This is a genomic window from Streptomyces sp. AM 2-1-1, from assembly GCF_029167645.1.
In the GTDB taxonomy this organism is placed as follows: domain Bacteria; phylum Actinomycetota; class Actinomycetes; order Streptomycetales; family Streptomycetaceae; genus Streptomyces.
The window spans coordinates 4,580,633-4,594,835 of record NZ_CP119147.1 but is presented as its reverse complement, the minus strand read 5'-3'; the positions used below and the strand labels follow the sequence as shown (position 1 = coordinate 4,594,835).

General features: G+C 73.1%; 12 protein-coding genes. 5 read left to right on the top strand and 7 right to left on the bottom strand.

The features are described 5' to 3' along the window. The first annotated feature begins 10 nt into the window (after window positions 1-10). Together PZB77_RS20110 and PZB77_RS20105 are read left to right on the top strand one after the other, a co-directional pair. Window positions 11-1,339: a nicotinate phosphoribosyltransferase gene (locus tag PZB77_RS20110; protein ID WP_275494005.1), complete on the top strand. Its 1,329-nt coding sequence runs from the start codon at window positions 11-13 to the stop codon at window positions 1,337-1,339. 128 nt (window positions 1,340-1,467) lie between these two features. Next, a complete protein-coding gene (locus tag PZB77_RS20105; protein ID WP_275494004.1) occupies window positions 1,468-2,055 on the top strand; it encodes an isochorismatase family protein in 588 nt (195 codons plus the stop codon). Window positions 2,056-2,087: 32 nt separating this feature from the next. Here PZB77_RS20105 and PZB77_RS20100 read toward each other — a convergent pair whose 3' ends face one another. Together PZB77_RS20100 and PZB77_RS20095 are read right to left on the bottom strand one after the other, a co-directional pair. Next, complete coding sequence (locus PZB77_RS20100; RefSeq protein WP_275494003.1) at window positions 2,088-2,432, bottom strand: hypothetical protein; 345 nt, start codon at window positions 2,430-2,432, stop codon at window positions 2,088-2,090. Window positions 2,433-2,609: 177 nt separating this feature from the next. Beyond that, window positions 2,610-5,006, bottom strand: a complete 2,397-nt coding sequence (locus tag PZB77_RS20095) for an immune inhibitor A domain-containing protein (RefSeq protein ID WP_275494002.1) — start codon at window positions 5,004-5,006, stop codon at window positions 2,610-2,612. 360 nt (window positions 5,007-5,366) lie between these two features. Here PZB77_RS20095 and PZB77_RS20090 point away from each other — a divergent pair, with 360 nt between their 5' ends. Beyond that, window positions 5,367-5,651, top strand: a complete 285-nt coding sequence (locus PZB77_RS20090; protein ID WP_275494001.1) for a hypothetical protein — start codon at window positions 5,367-5,369, stop codon at window positions 5,649-5,651. Window positions 5,652-5,677: 26 nt separating this feature from the next. On the opposite strand, the gene PZB77_RS20085 is transcribed toward PZB77_RS20090, so the two are convergent. Further along, window positions 5,678-6,343, bottom strand: coding sequence for an RDD family protein (locus PZB77_RS20085; RefSeq protein WP_275494000.1), 666 nt, complete (start codon window positions 6,341-6,343; stop codon window positions 5,678-5,680). Between the two features lie 132 nt (window positions 6,344-6,475). Further along, window positions 6,476-8,008: an RDD family protein gene (locus PZB77_RS20080; RefSeq protein ID WP_275493999.1), complete on the bottom strand. Its 1,533-nt coding sequence runs from the start codon at window positions 8,006-8,008 to the stop codon at window positions 6,476-6,478. 214 nt (window positions 8,009-8,222) lie between these two features. Here PZB77_RS20080 and PZB77_RS20075 point away from each other — a divergent pair, with 214 nt between their 5' ends. Continuing rightward, complete coding sequence (locus PZB77_RS20075; RefSeq protein WP_275493998.1) at window positions 8,223-8,714, top strand: SsgA family sporulation/cell division regulator; 492 nt, start codon at window positions 8,223-8,225, stop codon at window positions 8,712-8,714. Between the two features lie 36 nt (window positions 8,715-8,750). On the opposite strand, the gene PZB77_RS20070 is transcribed toward PZB77_RS20075, so the two are convergent. Then, window positions 8,751-10,127: an FAD-linked oxidase C-terminal domain-containing protein gene (locus PZB77_RS20070; protein WP_275493997.1), complete on the bottom strand. Its 1,377-nt coding sequence runs from the start codon at window positions 10,125-10,127 to the stop codon at window positions 8,751-8,753. Window positions 10,128-10,224: 97 nt separating this feature from the next. Between PZB77_RS20070 and PZB77_RS20065 the strand changes: the two genes are divergently transcribed. Beyond that, on the top strand, window positions 10,225-11,997 hold the full coding sequence (locus PZB77_RS20065) for a tetratricopeptide repeat protein (RefSeq protein ID WP_275493996.1): 1,773 nt from the start codon (window positions 10,225-10,227) through the stop codon (window positions 11,995-11,997). 28 nt (window positions 11,998-12,025) lie between these two features. Here the strand turns inward: PZB77_RS20065 and PZB77_RS20060 are convergent, their stop codons facing one another. Together PZB77_RS20060 and hppD are read right to left on the bottom strand one after the other, a co-directional pair. Further along, window positions 12,026-12,841, bottom strand: coding sequence for a DUF4097 family beta strand repeat-containing protein (locus tag PZB77_RS20060; protein WP_275493995.1), 816 nt, complete (start codon window positions 12,839-12,841; stop codon window positions 12,026-12,028). A gap of 117 nt (window positions 12,842-12,958) precedes the next feature. Further along, entirely contained in the window at window positions 12,959-14,104 is a 1,146-nt protein-coding gene (gene hppD / locus PZB77_RS20055) for a 4-hydroxyphenylpyruvate dioxygenase (protein ID WP_275493994.1), read from the bottom strand. Window positions 14,105-14,203: the final 99 nt, after the last annotated feature.

The window sequence follows — 14,203 nt, the reverse complement described above, 5'->3', positions numbered from 1 at the left end:
CATCCCTGCCATGAACTCAGCGGACCTGAGCCGGCGGGTCGGAGTGCCGTCGACCGCGCTCTTCACCGACCAGTACGAACTCACGATGGTGCAGGCGGCCCTCAAGGCGGGCACGGCCGACCGGCGCTCCGTCTTCGAGGCCTTCACCCGGCGGCTGCCCGAGGGGCGGCGGTACGGCGTCCTCGCCGGCACCGGACGGGTGCTCGACGCGGTGGAGAACTTCCACTTCGACGACGAGATGATCGCCTTCCTGCGCCAGCAGCGGATCGTGGACGAACCGACGCTCGCCTGGCTGGCGGATTTCCGCTTCAGCGGTGACATCTGGGGCTACCCGGAGGGCGAGGTCTACTTCCCGGGCTCGCCGGTGCTCCGGGTGGAGGGCTCCTTCGCCGAGTGCGTGCTGCTGGAGACGGTGGTGCTCTCGATCCTCAACCACGACTCCGCCATCGCCGCCGCCGCGTCCCGGATGTCGGCCGCGGCCGGCGACAGGAGCCTGATCGAGATGGGCGCGCGCCGGACGCACGAGCTGTCGGCGGTCGCCTCCGCCCGCGCCGCGTACGTGGGCGGCTTCCACACCACCTCCGACCTGGCGGCGGGCTTCCGCTACGGCATCCCGACCGTGGGCACCAGCGCGCACGCCTTCACCCTGCTGCACGACACCGAGCGGGACGCCTTCCGGGCGCAGGTGGAGTCGCTGGGCCGGGACACCACGCTGCTGGTGGACACCTACGACGTCACCGAGGCGGTCCGTACGGCCGTCGAGGTCGCCGGGCCCGAGCTGGGTGCCGTACGCATCGACTCCGGAGACCTGCTGCTGGTCGCGCACCGCGTGCGCGAGCAGCTCGACGAGCTGGGCGCGACGGAGACCAGAATCGTGGTCACCTCGGACCTGGACGAGTACGCGATCGCCTCGCTCGCCGCCGCCCCGGTGGACGCGTACGGCGTGGGCACGCAGCTGGTCACCGGCAGTGGCCGGCCGACCTGCTCGATGGTGTACAAGCTGGTGGCGCGTGCCGAGTCCGCCGATCCGGCCGATCCGCTGGTGCCGGTGGCGAAGAAGTCGATGGGCGCGAAGTCGTCGAGGGGCGGCCGCAAGTGGGCGGCCCGCCGGGTGGACGCGCACGGGGTCGCCGAGGCCGAGGTGATCGGCACCGGACCGGTGCCGGCCGAGCTGGAGGGCCGTGAGCTGCTGGTGGAGCTGGTGCGCGGCGGTGAGGTGGTGGCCCGGGAGCCGCTGGAGGCGGCCCGCGAGCGGCACGTCGCGGCGCGGGCGGGGCTGCCGATGTCCGCGCTCCAGCTGTCCCGGGGCGAGCCGGTGCTGCCGACGGAGTACCTCTGAGCACGCCGCGGGAGGACGGCCGGTCCGTACCGGAGGGCGCGGGGGTCTCCCGCGTCCGCGCCGGATTCCTTAGGCTCGGTACCACTTCCCGCCCTCGTCATCCGCTCCCCCACCGAAGGACACCCGCCATGCACCGCGCGTTGATCGTCGTGGACGTCCAGAACGATTTCTGCGAGGGCGGCAGCCTCGCCGTGACGGGCGGCGCCGACGTCGCCGCCGCGATCACGGATCTGATCGGGGAGGCACAGGCCGGCTACCGCCACGTGGTGGCCACCCGCGACCACCACGTCGATCCGGGCGACCACTTCTCGGCCACGCCGGACTTCGAGCACTCGTGGCCGGTCCACTGCGTGGCGGGTACGGAGGGCGTGGGCTTCCACCCGAACTTCGCGCCCGCCGTCGCCTCCGGGGCGATCGACGCGGTGTTCGACAAGGGGGCGTACGCCGCGGCGTACAGCGGCTTCGAGGGGCTCGACGAGAACGCGGTGGGGCTGGCGCAGTGGCTCCGCGAGCATGAGGTCACCGAGGTCGACGTGGTCGGTATCGCCACCGACCACTGCGTGCGGGCGACGGCGCTGGACGCCGCGCGGGAGGGCTTCACCACCCGCGTCCTGCTCGACCTGACGGCGGGTGTCGCGGCGCCCACCACCGCGCGCGCCCTGGAGGAGCTCCGCACGGCGGGGGTGGAGCTGTCGGGGGCTCCGGTCGTCGCCTGAGGGTCCGGCCGGGGACCCGGGCCGCTGCGGCGTTACGCGGCGGGCCGGGCGGGGCCCGGGTGCACGGCCGGGGTCATCAGAGCCCGTATGGGGTGCCAGAGCTCCTGGGCCGTCTGCGGGGCGGCCCGCCAGAGCAGGCCGTCGGGGTGGTGCAGCACCGCGGTGATTTCGTCCGGCGTGGGCGGCTGGGCGTTGCCCCGCAGGTAGACCGCGCGCAGTCCCAGGTTGCGCAGCCGGGTGAGGGCGCGGGCCCGGTTCGCCGCGTGGACGAGTATCCGTACGGGCGCGCCCGGACGGGCGCCGTACGGCGGGCGTGCCAGGGTGAGGGCCACCACCACCGTGCCGTCCGGCAATCTGCTGAATCCTCCGCCTGCCATGCTTCGCGCTCCCCCGTGAGACGTGGTGTCAACAAGGATCGGAATAAGAGGCACCTAAACACGATCGGCCGCCGCCCGCCAGTGCCGCGCCGGCCAAGGTTCGCCCGGGGCGGACCGTGACTGCCGCGACGCCGGAGGGGCGACGGCCGATCGTGGTGGGAACTGCGGTGAAGCGGACTACTTGGTCGAGGGACCGACCTTCACGGTGATCGTCGAGCCGTTGAGCGGCTCATCGACGATCGTGAGGCGCGTGTTGGTGTCGGAGACCTTGACGCTTCCGGTCGGGTTCTCCGCGTACCAGTAGGTGCCCTTGTGGTCGTCGAAGAGCGGGACGCCGAGCGTCGGCTTGATCTTCAGCGCCACGTCCGCGTTGTGCAGCGTGAAGCCCTGGTTGGGGTACCAGCTGAACGGGGCGTCGAACGGCTGGATCTTGTTGCGCAGCAGCGTGCCGTCGGTCCACTTGAGCGGCTTGGCGTGCGAATCCACCGGCAGGATGAGGCCCTGGCCCGGGTGGGCCGAGGTGTTGTTGTCGGCCTGCGAGGTGTCCCAGAGCCAGACCATCAGGCCGTTCTGGTAGGAGTAGTGCTCGACCCAGTCGGGCCGGGTGGTGGTGAAGCCGAAGTTGTACGGGCCGACCTTGAGGGTCTCGTCGTACGAGGTGTACTGGCGGTTCTCGGCGATGTAGTACTGCGGGTAGTCGTTGGTGAACGACCCGCCGATCCGCGAGAAGCCCTTCGACGTCCACCCGTTGTCGTCGCCCTCGGCGTCGTCCGAGAAGAGGACGGCCCCGTCGGCGCTGATGGTGATCGCGTCGGCGGTGAAGCCCTTGCCCGCCACTCCGCCGTCGGAGGCGTAGCGGAAGCGGAGGTCGATCTTCTTGCCCGCGTAGGCGTCGAGCGGGTACGAGAGCTTCTTGTACGCGCCGGACGCGTCGGTCAGGGCCGGCTTGTCGCTGGCGTCGCGCGGCAGTTCCTTGCCGTCGGCGGTGCCGTCGATCGCGGTCCAGTTGGCGCCGCCGTCGGTGGAGACCTCGGTGTAGAGGTAGTCGTACTCGGCCTCGATGTCGTACCAGCCCGAGAGGTCGAGCGAGGCGGACGTCTTGCCGGTCAGGTCGACCGGACGGGTCAGCGTGTTCGACAGGTTGTCGCCGCTGCCGCTCCACCACTGCTTGCTGCCCTGGGCGGGGGTCACGACGGTGGTGGTGACCTCCTTGTCCGGGAGGTTGACGACCAGGGCCTGCTTGTTGGCCGTGTTGTACTCCGAGACGCCCAGCTTGTGGGTGGACTTGGTCGCGGCCTTCGCCGTGGCGTAGTCGAGCCAGCCGAGCTGCAGCTTGTCCCAGGCGGTCATGTCGCCCGGGGTGTCGCCGATCTCGCCCTGGCCGCGGCCGAGCCAGGAGCCGGCCGACATGAGGGACCAGAAGCCGACCGAGTTCTCGCCGCCACCGGAGGTGTCGTAGAGGTCCGGCAGGCCGAGGTCGTGGGCGTACTCGTGGGCGAAGACGCCCAGTCCGCCGTTCTCGGGCTGGACGGTGTAGTCGCCGACCCAGATGCCGGTGTCGCCGATCTGCGCGCCACCCGCCTTGTTGCCGGCCGGGCCGGTCGCCCCGGCGTTGGTGCCGTACGCGTACCAACGGTGCGCCCAGATGGCGCTCGCGCCCTGGGCACCGCCGCCCGCGGACTCGTCCTCGCCGGCGTGGACCATCTGGAAGTGGTCGATGTAGCCGTCGGGCTCGTTGAAGTTGCCGTCGGCGTCGTAGTCGTATCGGTCCCACTGGTCGTACTCGGCCAGGTCGGCCTTGATCTGCTCGGGGGTGGCGCCCTTGGCCTTCTGGTCGGCCGCCCAGGCGTTGACTCCGTCGCGGACGGCGTCCCACACGCTGGCGCAGCTGCTCGCGCCGCAGTAGTTGGAGCCGTAGCGGGCTTCGTTGTAAGGGATCTTGACCCAGTCGGAGACCTCACCGTCGACCGAGTAGCGGCCGGACGAGGTCTTCTCGTAGTACTTGGTCAGCGAGTTGGACGTGGCGCTGGTGCCGAAGTACAGCTCCTGGAAGTGGGCCTGGTTGTAGTCGGCCTGCCAGGCGGTGCTGTTGTCCTTCTTCGGGTCGGGCTTGGCGATCGTGTTGTGGGCCGGACCGGGCGTACCGCCGAACTTGACGACAGGCGCCTGGGGGCCGGAGCCGTCCGGGTCGAACAGGGTGGAGTTGTCCACCTGGTCACCGAACTCGACCAGGATGGTGAAGATCTTGTCGGTCTTCTCGCGGCCGAGTTCGACGTACTTCTTGTCGTCGAGCTTGACGACCTTGGAACCGGCGCGGTCGGTCACCTTCTTGTCGCCGGAGATCACCTGCTCCAGAGCGGCCTGGCGTTCGCTGTTCTGCTTCTCGCTGAACGGGCCTTCGAGGTTGTGCTCCTCGGCCTTCTCGGGGGCCGGGTCGTGGCTCGTGGCGAGGGCCGTGCCGGCCGGAGCCGACTGCGAGGCCTGCGCGACGAAGAACGTCGACGCGGTGGCCGCGCTCGCGGCCATCGCCACGACAACTGCGGCGGCACGGAGGCCGCTTCTCTTACTGGTCACCTGATGTCCTCCCCGGGCGTTCGCGTACGCGGCCAGGGGGTGACAGGGGGCCGCGTGCACGTGGACGCGTCACAAGTGACGACATTCGATCGGAGTTGCTGGATAAAAGACAGACCTTGACTTGTACGGGCCAAGTGCACTATGCAGGAGCCACCTTCCGCTATCCGGACGTTCGCTGTGCGGGCAACCGGCGCGTCGCCGAGACGCCTTGGCACGAGACGTGAGCCAATGCGCCCCCTGTGCACCGGCGTTGGGGGTGAGGTAAGGCTTATCCGCGGCTCCCACGGGAATCCACCGTCGTAGGGACGCCGCGACCTGCGGGCGGACCGCCATCCGACGACCTCCAGGACGGATACCGCCATGCCGCGTCCGACTGCCGCACAACTCGTCTACGGTTGCGCCACCGTCGTCCTCGTCACCCTCGTTCTGCTGCTGGTCTCCGGCGCCTCGTCGGCCGCGGCGGTGGGCGTCGTCTGCCTCGCGGCCCTGGCGGCGGGGGTCCTGGTGGCGGTGACCGTCCCCACGCCCCACCGGGCACGGGGGCCGGTCCCGGCCGGCGCGACCCGCCCGTACCGGACCCCCTCCCGTTCGTCCCGGGAGGGTGCCGCCGGTGAGGAGCGCGTGGGCGGACCCGCCCGGCGCTGACCCGTCCGGGGAGACCGGGGCGGTCGTCAGCGGGCACTGACCACGACCGTCTTGGCCGCCTTGTCCTGGAGACCCTGCCGGTACGGCTTGTCGGTGAACATCAGGACGATGTTGATGAGCCACCACAGGCACGGGCAGCACAGCAGCGCCGGCAGCCAGAGCACGGCCGCCCGGATCAGCGCCGCGTTGGTGCTCGGCACGCTGCCGTCGCTCAGCATCGCGACGCGCAGCTTCAGCAGCCGCTTGCCCGGAGTGCGCCCGTCCTTGTGCGTGAAGTAGGTGTCGTACCCGACATAGCAGACGAGCGCGATCAGCGACCAGATCAGCTGGTGGCCGCTGTAGGTGTTGGTGACGGCGTTGCTCACGTCGCTGTCGCCGTTGTCGGAGGTGACGTCGACAGCGCCCCCGAAGGGCAGCGAGATCAGGTACAGCGGGATCGAGATGATCAGGAAGTCGATCAGCCGCGCCAGGATCCGGACCCCCTGGGCACCCAGCGGCGGCATCCCCGCGAGCGGGTCGGCGCCGCCGTACGGGCCGCCGCCGTACGGCCCCGGGTCGTAGGGCGGAGGGGGCGGCGGGGGCGGCGCGCCGTCGTACGGCGAGCCCGACGACGGCGGGGGGTCCTGCGGCTTCTTGAGGAACGGATCGTCGTCCTCGGGCGGCTGGCCGGGCGTCGGCGCGTCGTTGCTCATGCGGGCAGTGCACCCCGCCCCCCACCGCCCCGCAACGGCTCAGGTGCTTTTGGGTGACGCTCCGTCAGTCCGAGGGCGGCTGCCGGGCCCGGTGCGGCCCGGGCGGCCGCCGGGCCGGGGGGTGACGGGCACTCAGCCCGCCACGAACGTGCGAGCCGCCTTGTCGTGCCAGCACTGGCGCCACGGACGGTCGAAGAGGCACCAGGCGGCGTCGAGCAGACCGATCACCAGCAGCCCCAGGAGGCCGTGGACGAGCCAGCGGCGCAGCGCGGCACCCAGGGTGGGCACGTCCTGCGACTCGACGTCGCGGACCTGGATGCCGAGGAGCTTCTTGCCGAACGTGCGGCCCCACTTGGCGGTGGGCAGGGCCTCCAGCAGGAAGCCGACGACGAGGAAGGCGGCGAGGACCCCGCCGAACTGTCCGGCGGTGGTGGCGTCCAGCAGATGGACGGTGACCGTGCGGCCGGACAGCTTGGCGGCCTCGATCTTGGCGTCCATGTGGTCGATCGCGGCTGTGACCAGCGGGAAGCCGGCCGCGCCGACGAGCGCGCCGAGCACCACCGTGTCCAGCACCCGGGCGACGAGCCGGCGTCCGAGCCCGGCGGGCCGGCCCGCCGTCTGCGCGCGGGCCATCTGCTGGAACGGGTCGTCCACCGGCGGCTTCCACGGCACCACCGGCTGGTCCGCCGCGGGCTGCCGGGCCTGCTGCCCGAGGTGCGCGGGCTGAGCCTGCTGGGCCGGGTGCGGCTGCTGGGCCTGCTGGGGCTGGTGCACCTGCTGGAGCTGGTGCGGCTGATGGGCCTGCTGGGCCTGCTGGGGCTGGTGCGGCTGCTGGGCCCAGGAGGTGGCGCCCTGTCCGGGGTGCGGCCCGGCCTGGTGCGGCTGCGCGGGCTGGTGGCGGCCGGGCGTGGCGGCGGGCGGGTAGGCGGCCGGAGCGGGAGCCGGGTGGCTCTCGGCCGGCCGGACGGCGGGGGCTGCCGCCTCCCGGGCCGCCGGGCGGCCGGTGACCGGGCCGCTCGGCGGCCCGGCGGCGGGGCCGAGGCGGGCGTCGGGGGCGGCGTGCACCGGGCCGTCGTGGCCGCCGTCCCGGCCGGCCGGCAGCGCGGCGGCCGGTGCGGCGCCGTTCGGGAGCGCCGGGCGGCGCGGGTCCGGGCCGGCCTCGAAGGCGCGGGGATCCCCTCCACCGCCGGCGGCCTGCCCGGGCACCTGGCCAGGCCGGTCACCCCAGGAGACGCGCCGGTCGGTGTCGTTGCCGAAGCCGTTCTGCCGCGAGGTGTCGGCCTGCCATGCGGAGGCGGGCTCCGGCGGGTGGGCGTTGCCGGGGTGGTGGGCGCGCTCGGCCGGCAGGCCGCCGGGGTGGACCGGGGCCTGCCGGGCCGGGTCGAACCGGGCCGCGTCGGCGGCGTCCTGGGCCGCTTCCTCCTCGTCGAAGAAGACCGGCCCGGTCTCCTCCACGGGGGCCGGCGAGGCGGCGGCGCCCCGGTCGTGCGTCTCGACGGCCGCGCCGGCGGGGGCGTTCGCGGCGTCCTGCCCCGGTGCGGGGCGGCTCGTCCCGGGAACCCACGAAACGCCGTTCCAGTAACGGACGTAGCCGGGGATGGAGGGGTCGGGGTAGTACCCCTCGCGGGGGCTCTCGTCACCGGGTGCCGGAGTTGGCGCGCTCATCAGCGGGTCCCGTATCTCTTCGTAGCCGCAACACAAGAGTCAACATCTATCAGACCGCCGCCTCCCCCCGGGCCGGTCCTGGTGTTTGGGCCCCTTTCAGGTCCCGCTGAAGATTTTCTCTTCAAGTCGCGTCATCGCGGACGGGGAGTGCGCTCTCTCCTTGTGCGGGCCGGTCGCGGGACCGGTCCCTGGGCATCGAAAGGTCGTGCGTCTCATGCACAACACGGTGGAACGTGAGCTGGAACTGAAGCTGGTCCTGTCGCCCGAGCGCTCCATTCCCGTACCCGCCCGGTTGACGTACCGGGCGGACGACCCGTACGCGGTGCACATCGTCTTCCACATCGGGTCCGAGTCCCCGGTGCACTGGACGTTCGCGCGGGAGTTGCTGATGGAGGGGGTGTTCGGTCCGTGCGGGCACGGGGACGTACGGATCTGGCCGACGAAGGTGGGGCGGCGCGACGTCATCTGTGTCGCGCTGACCTCGCCGGACGGCAACGCCCTGCTGGAGGTGCCGTTCACCTCGGTCGCGGCGTGGCTGGAGCGGACCCTGGGCATGGTGCCGGCGGGGACGGAGAACGAGGGCGCCTGGGGCGCGTCGCTCGACGAGGAGCTCGCCGGCCTGCTCACCCCCCTGCCCGCCGACGACCTGTGGCTCGCCGATCCGTTCGGCCAGGACGACGCGCCGCAGGAGACCGACGAGGCGTGAGGGGGCGGGCGGGAGACGGCCCGCGGGCCGCGCGGGTCAGAAGAGCTTGCCCGGGTTGAGTATCCCGAGCGGGTCGAAGGCGGCCTTGATGGAGCGCTGCAACTCGATCCCGACCGGACCGAGTTCCCGGGCGAGCCACTCCTTCTTGAGGACGCCGACGCCGTGTTCTCCGGTGATGGTGCCGCCGAGTTCGAGGCCGAGCGCCATGATCGCGTCGAAGGACTCGCGGGCCCGGCGGGACTCGTCCGGGTCGGCGGGGTCGAAGCAGACGACGGGATGGGTGTTGCCGTCGCCCGCGTGGGCGCAGACGCCGATGGTGAGGCCATACTTCTCGGCGATGAGGGCGGTGCCCCGGAGCATGGCGCCGAGCCGGGAGCGGGGGACGCAGACGTCGTCGATCATCGTGGCGGGCTTGACGGTCTCCAGCGCGGTGAGCGACATCCGGCGTGCCTGGAGCAGGAGTTCGGACTCGGCGGCATCGTCGGCGGGGACCACGCCGGTGGCTCCCGCGGCCGTGCAGAGCGCCCCGACGGCGGCGAGGTCGGCGGGGGCGTCGGGGGTGTCGAAGGCGCAGAGGAGGAGCGCCTCGGTGGACTCGGGGAGGCCCATGCGGGTCAGCGCGTTCACCGCGCGGACCGTCGTACGGTCCATCAGTTCGAGGAGTGACGGGGCGTGTCCCCGCTCCATGATCCGGCAGACGGCGTCGCAGGCCGCCTCGGCCGAGGGGAACTCCGCCGCGAGCACGAGTTGGCGCGGCGGTTTGGGGCGGAGCGCGAGGACGGCCTCGACGACGATGCCGAGGCTCCCCTCGGAGCCGACGAAGAGCCGGGTGAGGTCGTATCCGGCCACGCCCTTGGCGGTACGGCGGCCGGTGGTGAGCAGTCGCCCGTCGGCGAGGACGACCGTGAGGCCGAGGACGTACTCCGCGGTGACGCCGTACTTGACGCAGCACAGGCCGCCGGAGGCGGTGCCGATGTTCCCGCCGATGGTGCAGGTCTCCCAGCTGGACGGGTCCGGCGGGTAGTACAGGTCCTGCTCGGCCACGGCACGGGAGAGGACGGCGTTGACCACGCCGGGTTCGACGACGGCGATCCGGTCGACCGCGCTGATCTCCAGGATCCGGTCCATCTTCACCAGGGAGAGCACCACGCACCCCTCGGAGGCGTTGGCGGCGCCGGAGAGGCCGGTGCGGGCTCCCTGCGGCACCACCGGTACGCGCAGTGCGTGTGCCGTCCGCATGACGTGCCGCACCTGCTCGACGGTGCGCGGGAGCACGACCGCGCGGGGCGCCGCGGCGTCGCAGAAGCTCGCCATGTCGCGCGCGTAGGAGACGGTGACGTCGGGGTCGGTGAGGAGCGCCTCGGCGGGCAGACCCGCCCGGAGCCGCTGGAGGAGGTCGTCCTGGTCGTCCATGCCTCCAGCCTGTCACCCGACGGCCAATGGTGTGAACCCGTCAGCGGCGGCCTTCGCGGAGCGCGGTGCACTCCGCGTACGGGCGCAGAGTGATCGTATGGATGTCATGCCGCAGCAGGACCCCGATGCCCGCCCGCAGCCGTCCGTCCCGTCCGCCCCGGGCGGCGGAGCGCTCCCGGCACCCGGGGCCCTCCCCCCGCCGCCCGACGCGCTGCCCCCGCCCCCCGACGTGCTGCCTCCGCCCTCCGCGCTGCGGACCTCCCTGCGGCGGGCCGCGGTCGGAGCGGTGGCCGCCGGGGTGCTGGTGGCGGGCGCCCTGGCGGCGGTGCCCGAGGAGGACCGGGCCGCCGCCGTACCGGGGGCGGCCGACCGGGCCCGCGCGGCGACGACGGCCGGGGCCCCGGCGTCGCTCTCCGAACTGACGGCGCTGATCCGCGACCGGCAGGGCCGGGTGCGGAGCCGTCCGGCCGATGCCCCGGCGTGGGCGGCGCTCGGTTCGGCGTACGTTCAATGGGCCCGGCGGTCCGCGGACTCCGGGTACTACCCGCGCGCCGAGGAGGCGCTGAAGCGCTCGCTGGCGGCCGTTCCGGGCGAGCGCGGCAACAGCGCCGCCTGGGTGGGCCTGGCCGAACTCGCCGACGCACGCAACGACTTCCCGGCGGCGAAGAAGTGGGGCGAGACGGTCCGGGACCGTGCGCCGAAGGACCCGGGGACCTGGACGGTGTACCCGGCGCTGATCGACGCGTACAACGGGCTCGGCGACTACGCGGCGGCCGGCGCGGCCACCGAGAGGTTCGCCGCCCTGCGCAAGGGCGCGGCCGCGCTGGGCCGTACCGCCGAGCGGTACCGCGACCTGGGCTGGCGCGAGGACGCGCTCGTCACCGCGCAGGAGGCCGCCGCGCGCTCCACCACCCCCGCGCAGAAGGCCGGGGCCCTGCACCGCCTCGGCGACCTGGCCCGGGAGCGCGGCGAGCCCGGCGAGGCGCTGGCGCAGTACGACGCGGCGCTGCGCACCGACCGGGGTCACCACGCCTCGCTCGCCGGACGGGCCCGCGCGCTGACCGCCCTGGGCCGGAGCGACGAGGCGATGGTCCAGTACCAGCGGGTGCTGGAGCGCCTCCCGCGCCCCGAGTACGCCCTCGAACTCGCCGAGCTGTACCAGTCGCTGGACCTCGACGGGGACGCCGCGAGCCAGTACCGGACGTTCCTGAGGATGACGGCCGGCGCCGAGCGGAACGGGGTGGACGAGTCGGTGTCGCTGGCGCGGTACGAGAGCGACCACGGCGACCCGCGGGCGGCGGTGGCGCTGATGCGCGCCGCGTGGAGCGGCGGGCGGCGCAGCGCCGAGGTGGCGGACGCGCTCGGCTGGGCGCTGCACCGGGCGGGGAGGCCGGAGGAGGGGCTGGAGTTCGCCGCACGGGCGGCCGACAGCGGGGTCCGCAGCGCCTCGTACGCGTACCACCTGGGCGCCATCGAGGCGGAGGCGGGCGACCGGGGGGCGGCCCGCCGGCACCTGTCGCAGGCCCTGCGCACCGATCCGGAGTTCTCGCCCCTGGGCGCCCCGGCGGCCCGGCGGTTGCTGGACGGGCTGGGCGAGCCTCCTGCGGGCGGCCCGCAGGACCTGCGGGACCGACCGGACGCCGAGGAGGCTGCGCCGGAGTCCCGGCAGGAGGTGCCCGCCGCTACTGCGGCGAGACCGGGCCCCGCCACGCCGGCCGTTTCCTCCGCACCGGCGCCGAAGACCTCCGGATCTCCTCCGGCCCCGGTGGCGTCGGCCGCTCCCGCCGTGCCCGCTGCCGCTGCCGCACCGGCCGCGTCCGCCCTCCCCGCCGCGTCCGCCGTCCCGGAGAAGGGCGCGCCGGGCGCCTGACCGGCCCGTCCCGGGGAATCGGGCGCGATCAGTCGCGGGTCGCGGTGGCGTCGCCGTTGACGGTGCGGAGCGTGAGGCTGGGGCCGGTCCGCTCCGCCGTCGTGGGGACGGTGACCGAGGTGGTGCCGTTGCGGGCGGTGGCGGCGACGCGGTAGGCGGGGCCGGACTGCGGCAGCGACACCCGGAGCGAGCCGTTGGTGGTGGCGGCGGAGAGCGGTGCCGGCGAGGTGGTGGAGCCGAGGGTGACGTCGCCGTTGACCGTCTCGGCGTGCAGCCGGCCCGACCTCAGGGTGCCGGCGCGGACGGAGCCGTTGCGGGTGGTGAGGCGGACGGTGGCGTCGTCCCGGCCGGAGCGGACGACGGTCACGTCCCCGTTGACGGTGGTGAGGTCGAGGGGTGCGGCGACCCCGGCCACGTCGATGCCCGCGTTCCGGGCGGTGACCGTGACGGAGGCGACGGCGGGTACGTCGATCGCGGGCATGCGCGGGCACGCCCCGTCACGGCCGTCGCCGTCCCGCCCGTCGCCGTCCTGGCCGTCGCCGTCCCGCCCGTCGCCGTCGTGGCCGGGGCAGGTCAGGTCGAGCACCCAGGTGTCGTCCCGGTGCGACCAACGCGCCCGTACCTGGGGGTCGGTGACGGGGTGTTCGCCGTCCCCGGGGCGCAGCCGTACGCCGTTCTCGGTGGTGATCACCAGGTGGGTGTCCCGGGAGAGGGCGGGGGCCGCGTCGGGTTCGGGCCGGGTGCGGAAGTCGCCGTCGTGTCCGCCGCCGCACGCCGCGAGGAGGGGGAGGGCCACCAGCAGGGGAGCCAGGCGGCGCGTCCGCCGGGAGGATGTGGCGTTCATGGTGGCCGTCTTCCCCGGGGTGCGCTGTCCATGACACGGGGCGCGCAACCCATCACCCGGGAGCCCGCGCCCCCGGGTGTGGGGGCGCGGGCCGACGTGCACGGGTCGTGGGCGGCTTCAGAGGTTGCCGCGGAGCTCCTGCTCGCGCTCGATCGCTTCGAAGAGGGCCTTGAAGTTGCCCTTGCCGAAGCCCATCGAGCCGTGCCGCTCGATCATCTCGAAGAAGACGGTCGGACGGTCCTGGACCGGCTTGGTGAAGATCTGGAGCAGGTAGCCGTCCTCGTCGCGGTCGACCAGGATCTTCTCCGCGCGCAAGGTCTCGACCGGGACGCGGGTCTCGCCGGCCCACTCGCCGAGGGTGTCGTAGTACGAGTCGGGGGTGTCCAGGAACTGGACACCGGCCGCGCGCATCGCACGGACGGAGGCGACGATGTCCTGGGTGGCGAGCGCGAGGTGCTGGACGCCGGCGCCGCCGTAGAACTCCAGGTACTCGTCGATCTGCGACTTCTTCTTCGCGACGGCCGGCTCGTTGATCGGGAACTTGACCTTCAGGGTGCCGTCCGCGACGACCTTCGACATCAGCGCGGAGTACTCGGTGGCGATGTCGTCGCCGACGAACTCCTTCATGTTGGTGAAGCCCATGACCTTGTTGTAGAACGCCACCCACTCGTCCATCCGGCCGAGTTCGACGTTGCCGACGCAGTGGTCGATCGCCTGGAAGACGCGCGTGGCCGGGGGCTCGACGAGCGGGTCGGCGGCGGCGAAGCCCGGGAGGTAGGGGCCGTCGTAGCCGCCGCGCTCGACCAGTGTGTGGCGGGTGGTGCCGTACGTGGCGATGGCGGCCATCACGACGGTGCCGTGCCCGTCCTCGAGCTCGTACGGCTCGGCGAGGCCCGTCGCACCGTGCTCGACGGCGTAGGCGTACGCCGCGCGGGCGTCCGGGACCTCGATGGCGAGGTCGATCACGCCGTCGCCGTGGGCCGCGACGTGCTCCGCCAGGAAGGCACCCCGTTCGGTGGAGGCCTTGACGACGGAGGTGAACACGAAGCGGGCGGAGCCGCTGGTCAGGACGTAACTCGCGGTCTCGCGGCTGCCGTTCTCCGGTCCGGAGTAGGCGACCAGCTTCATGCCGAAGGCCGTCGAGTAGAAGTGCGCGGCCTGCTTGGCGTTGCCCACGGCGAAGACGACCGCGTCCATCCCCTTGACCGGGAAGGGATCGGCCTGCCGGGCGGTGTCAGGAGTGGTGTGCAGGGTCTCTGTCATGGTCCGAGGCTCCCCTCGTACGGCAGGGTGCGCAACAGTTCGCGTTTTCACTGCACAATCCGTCCAGTAGGAGGCCAGTATGGGCGGGCTGTCCGTACA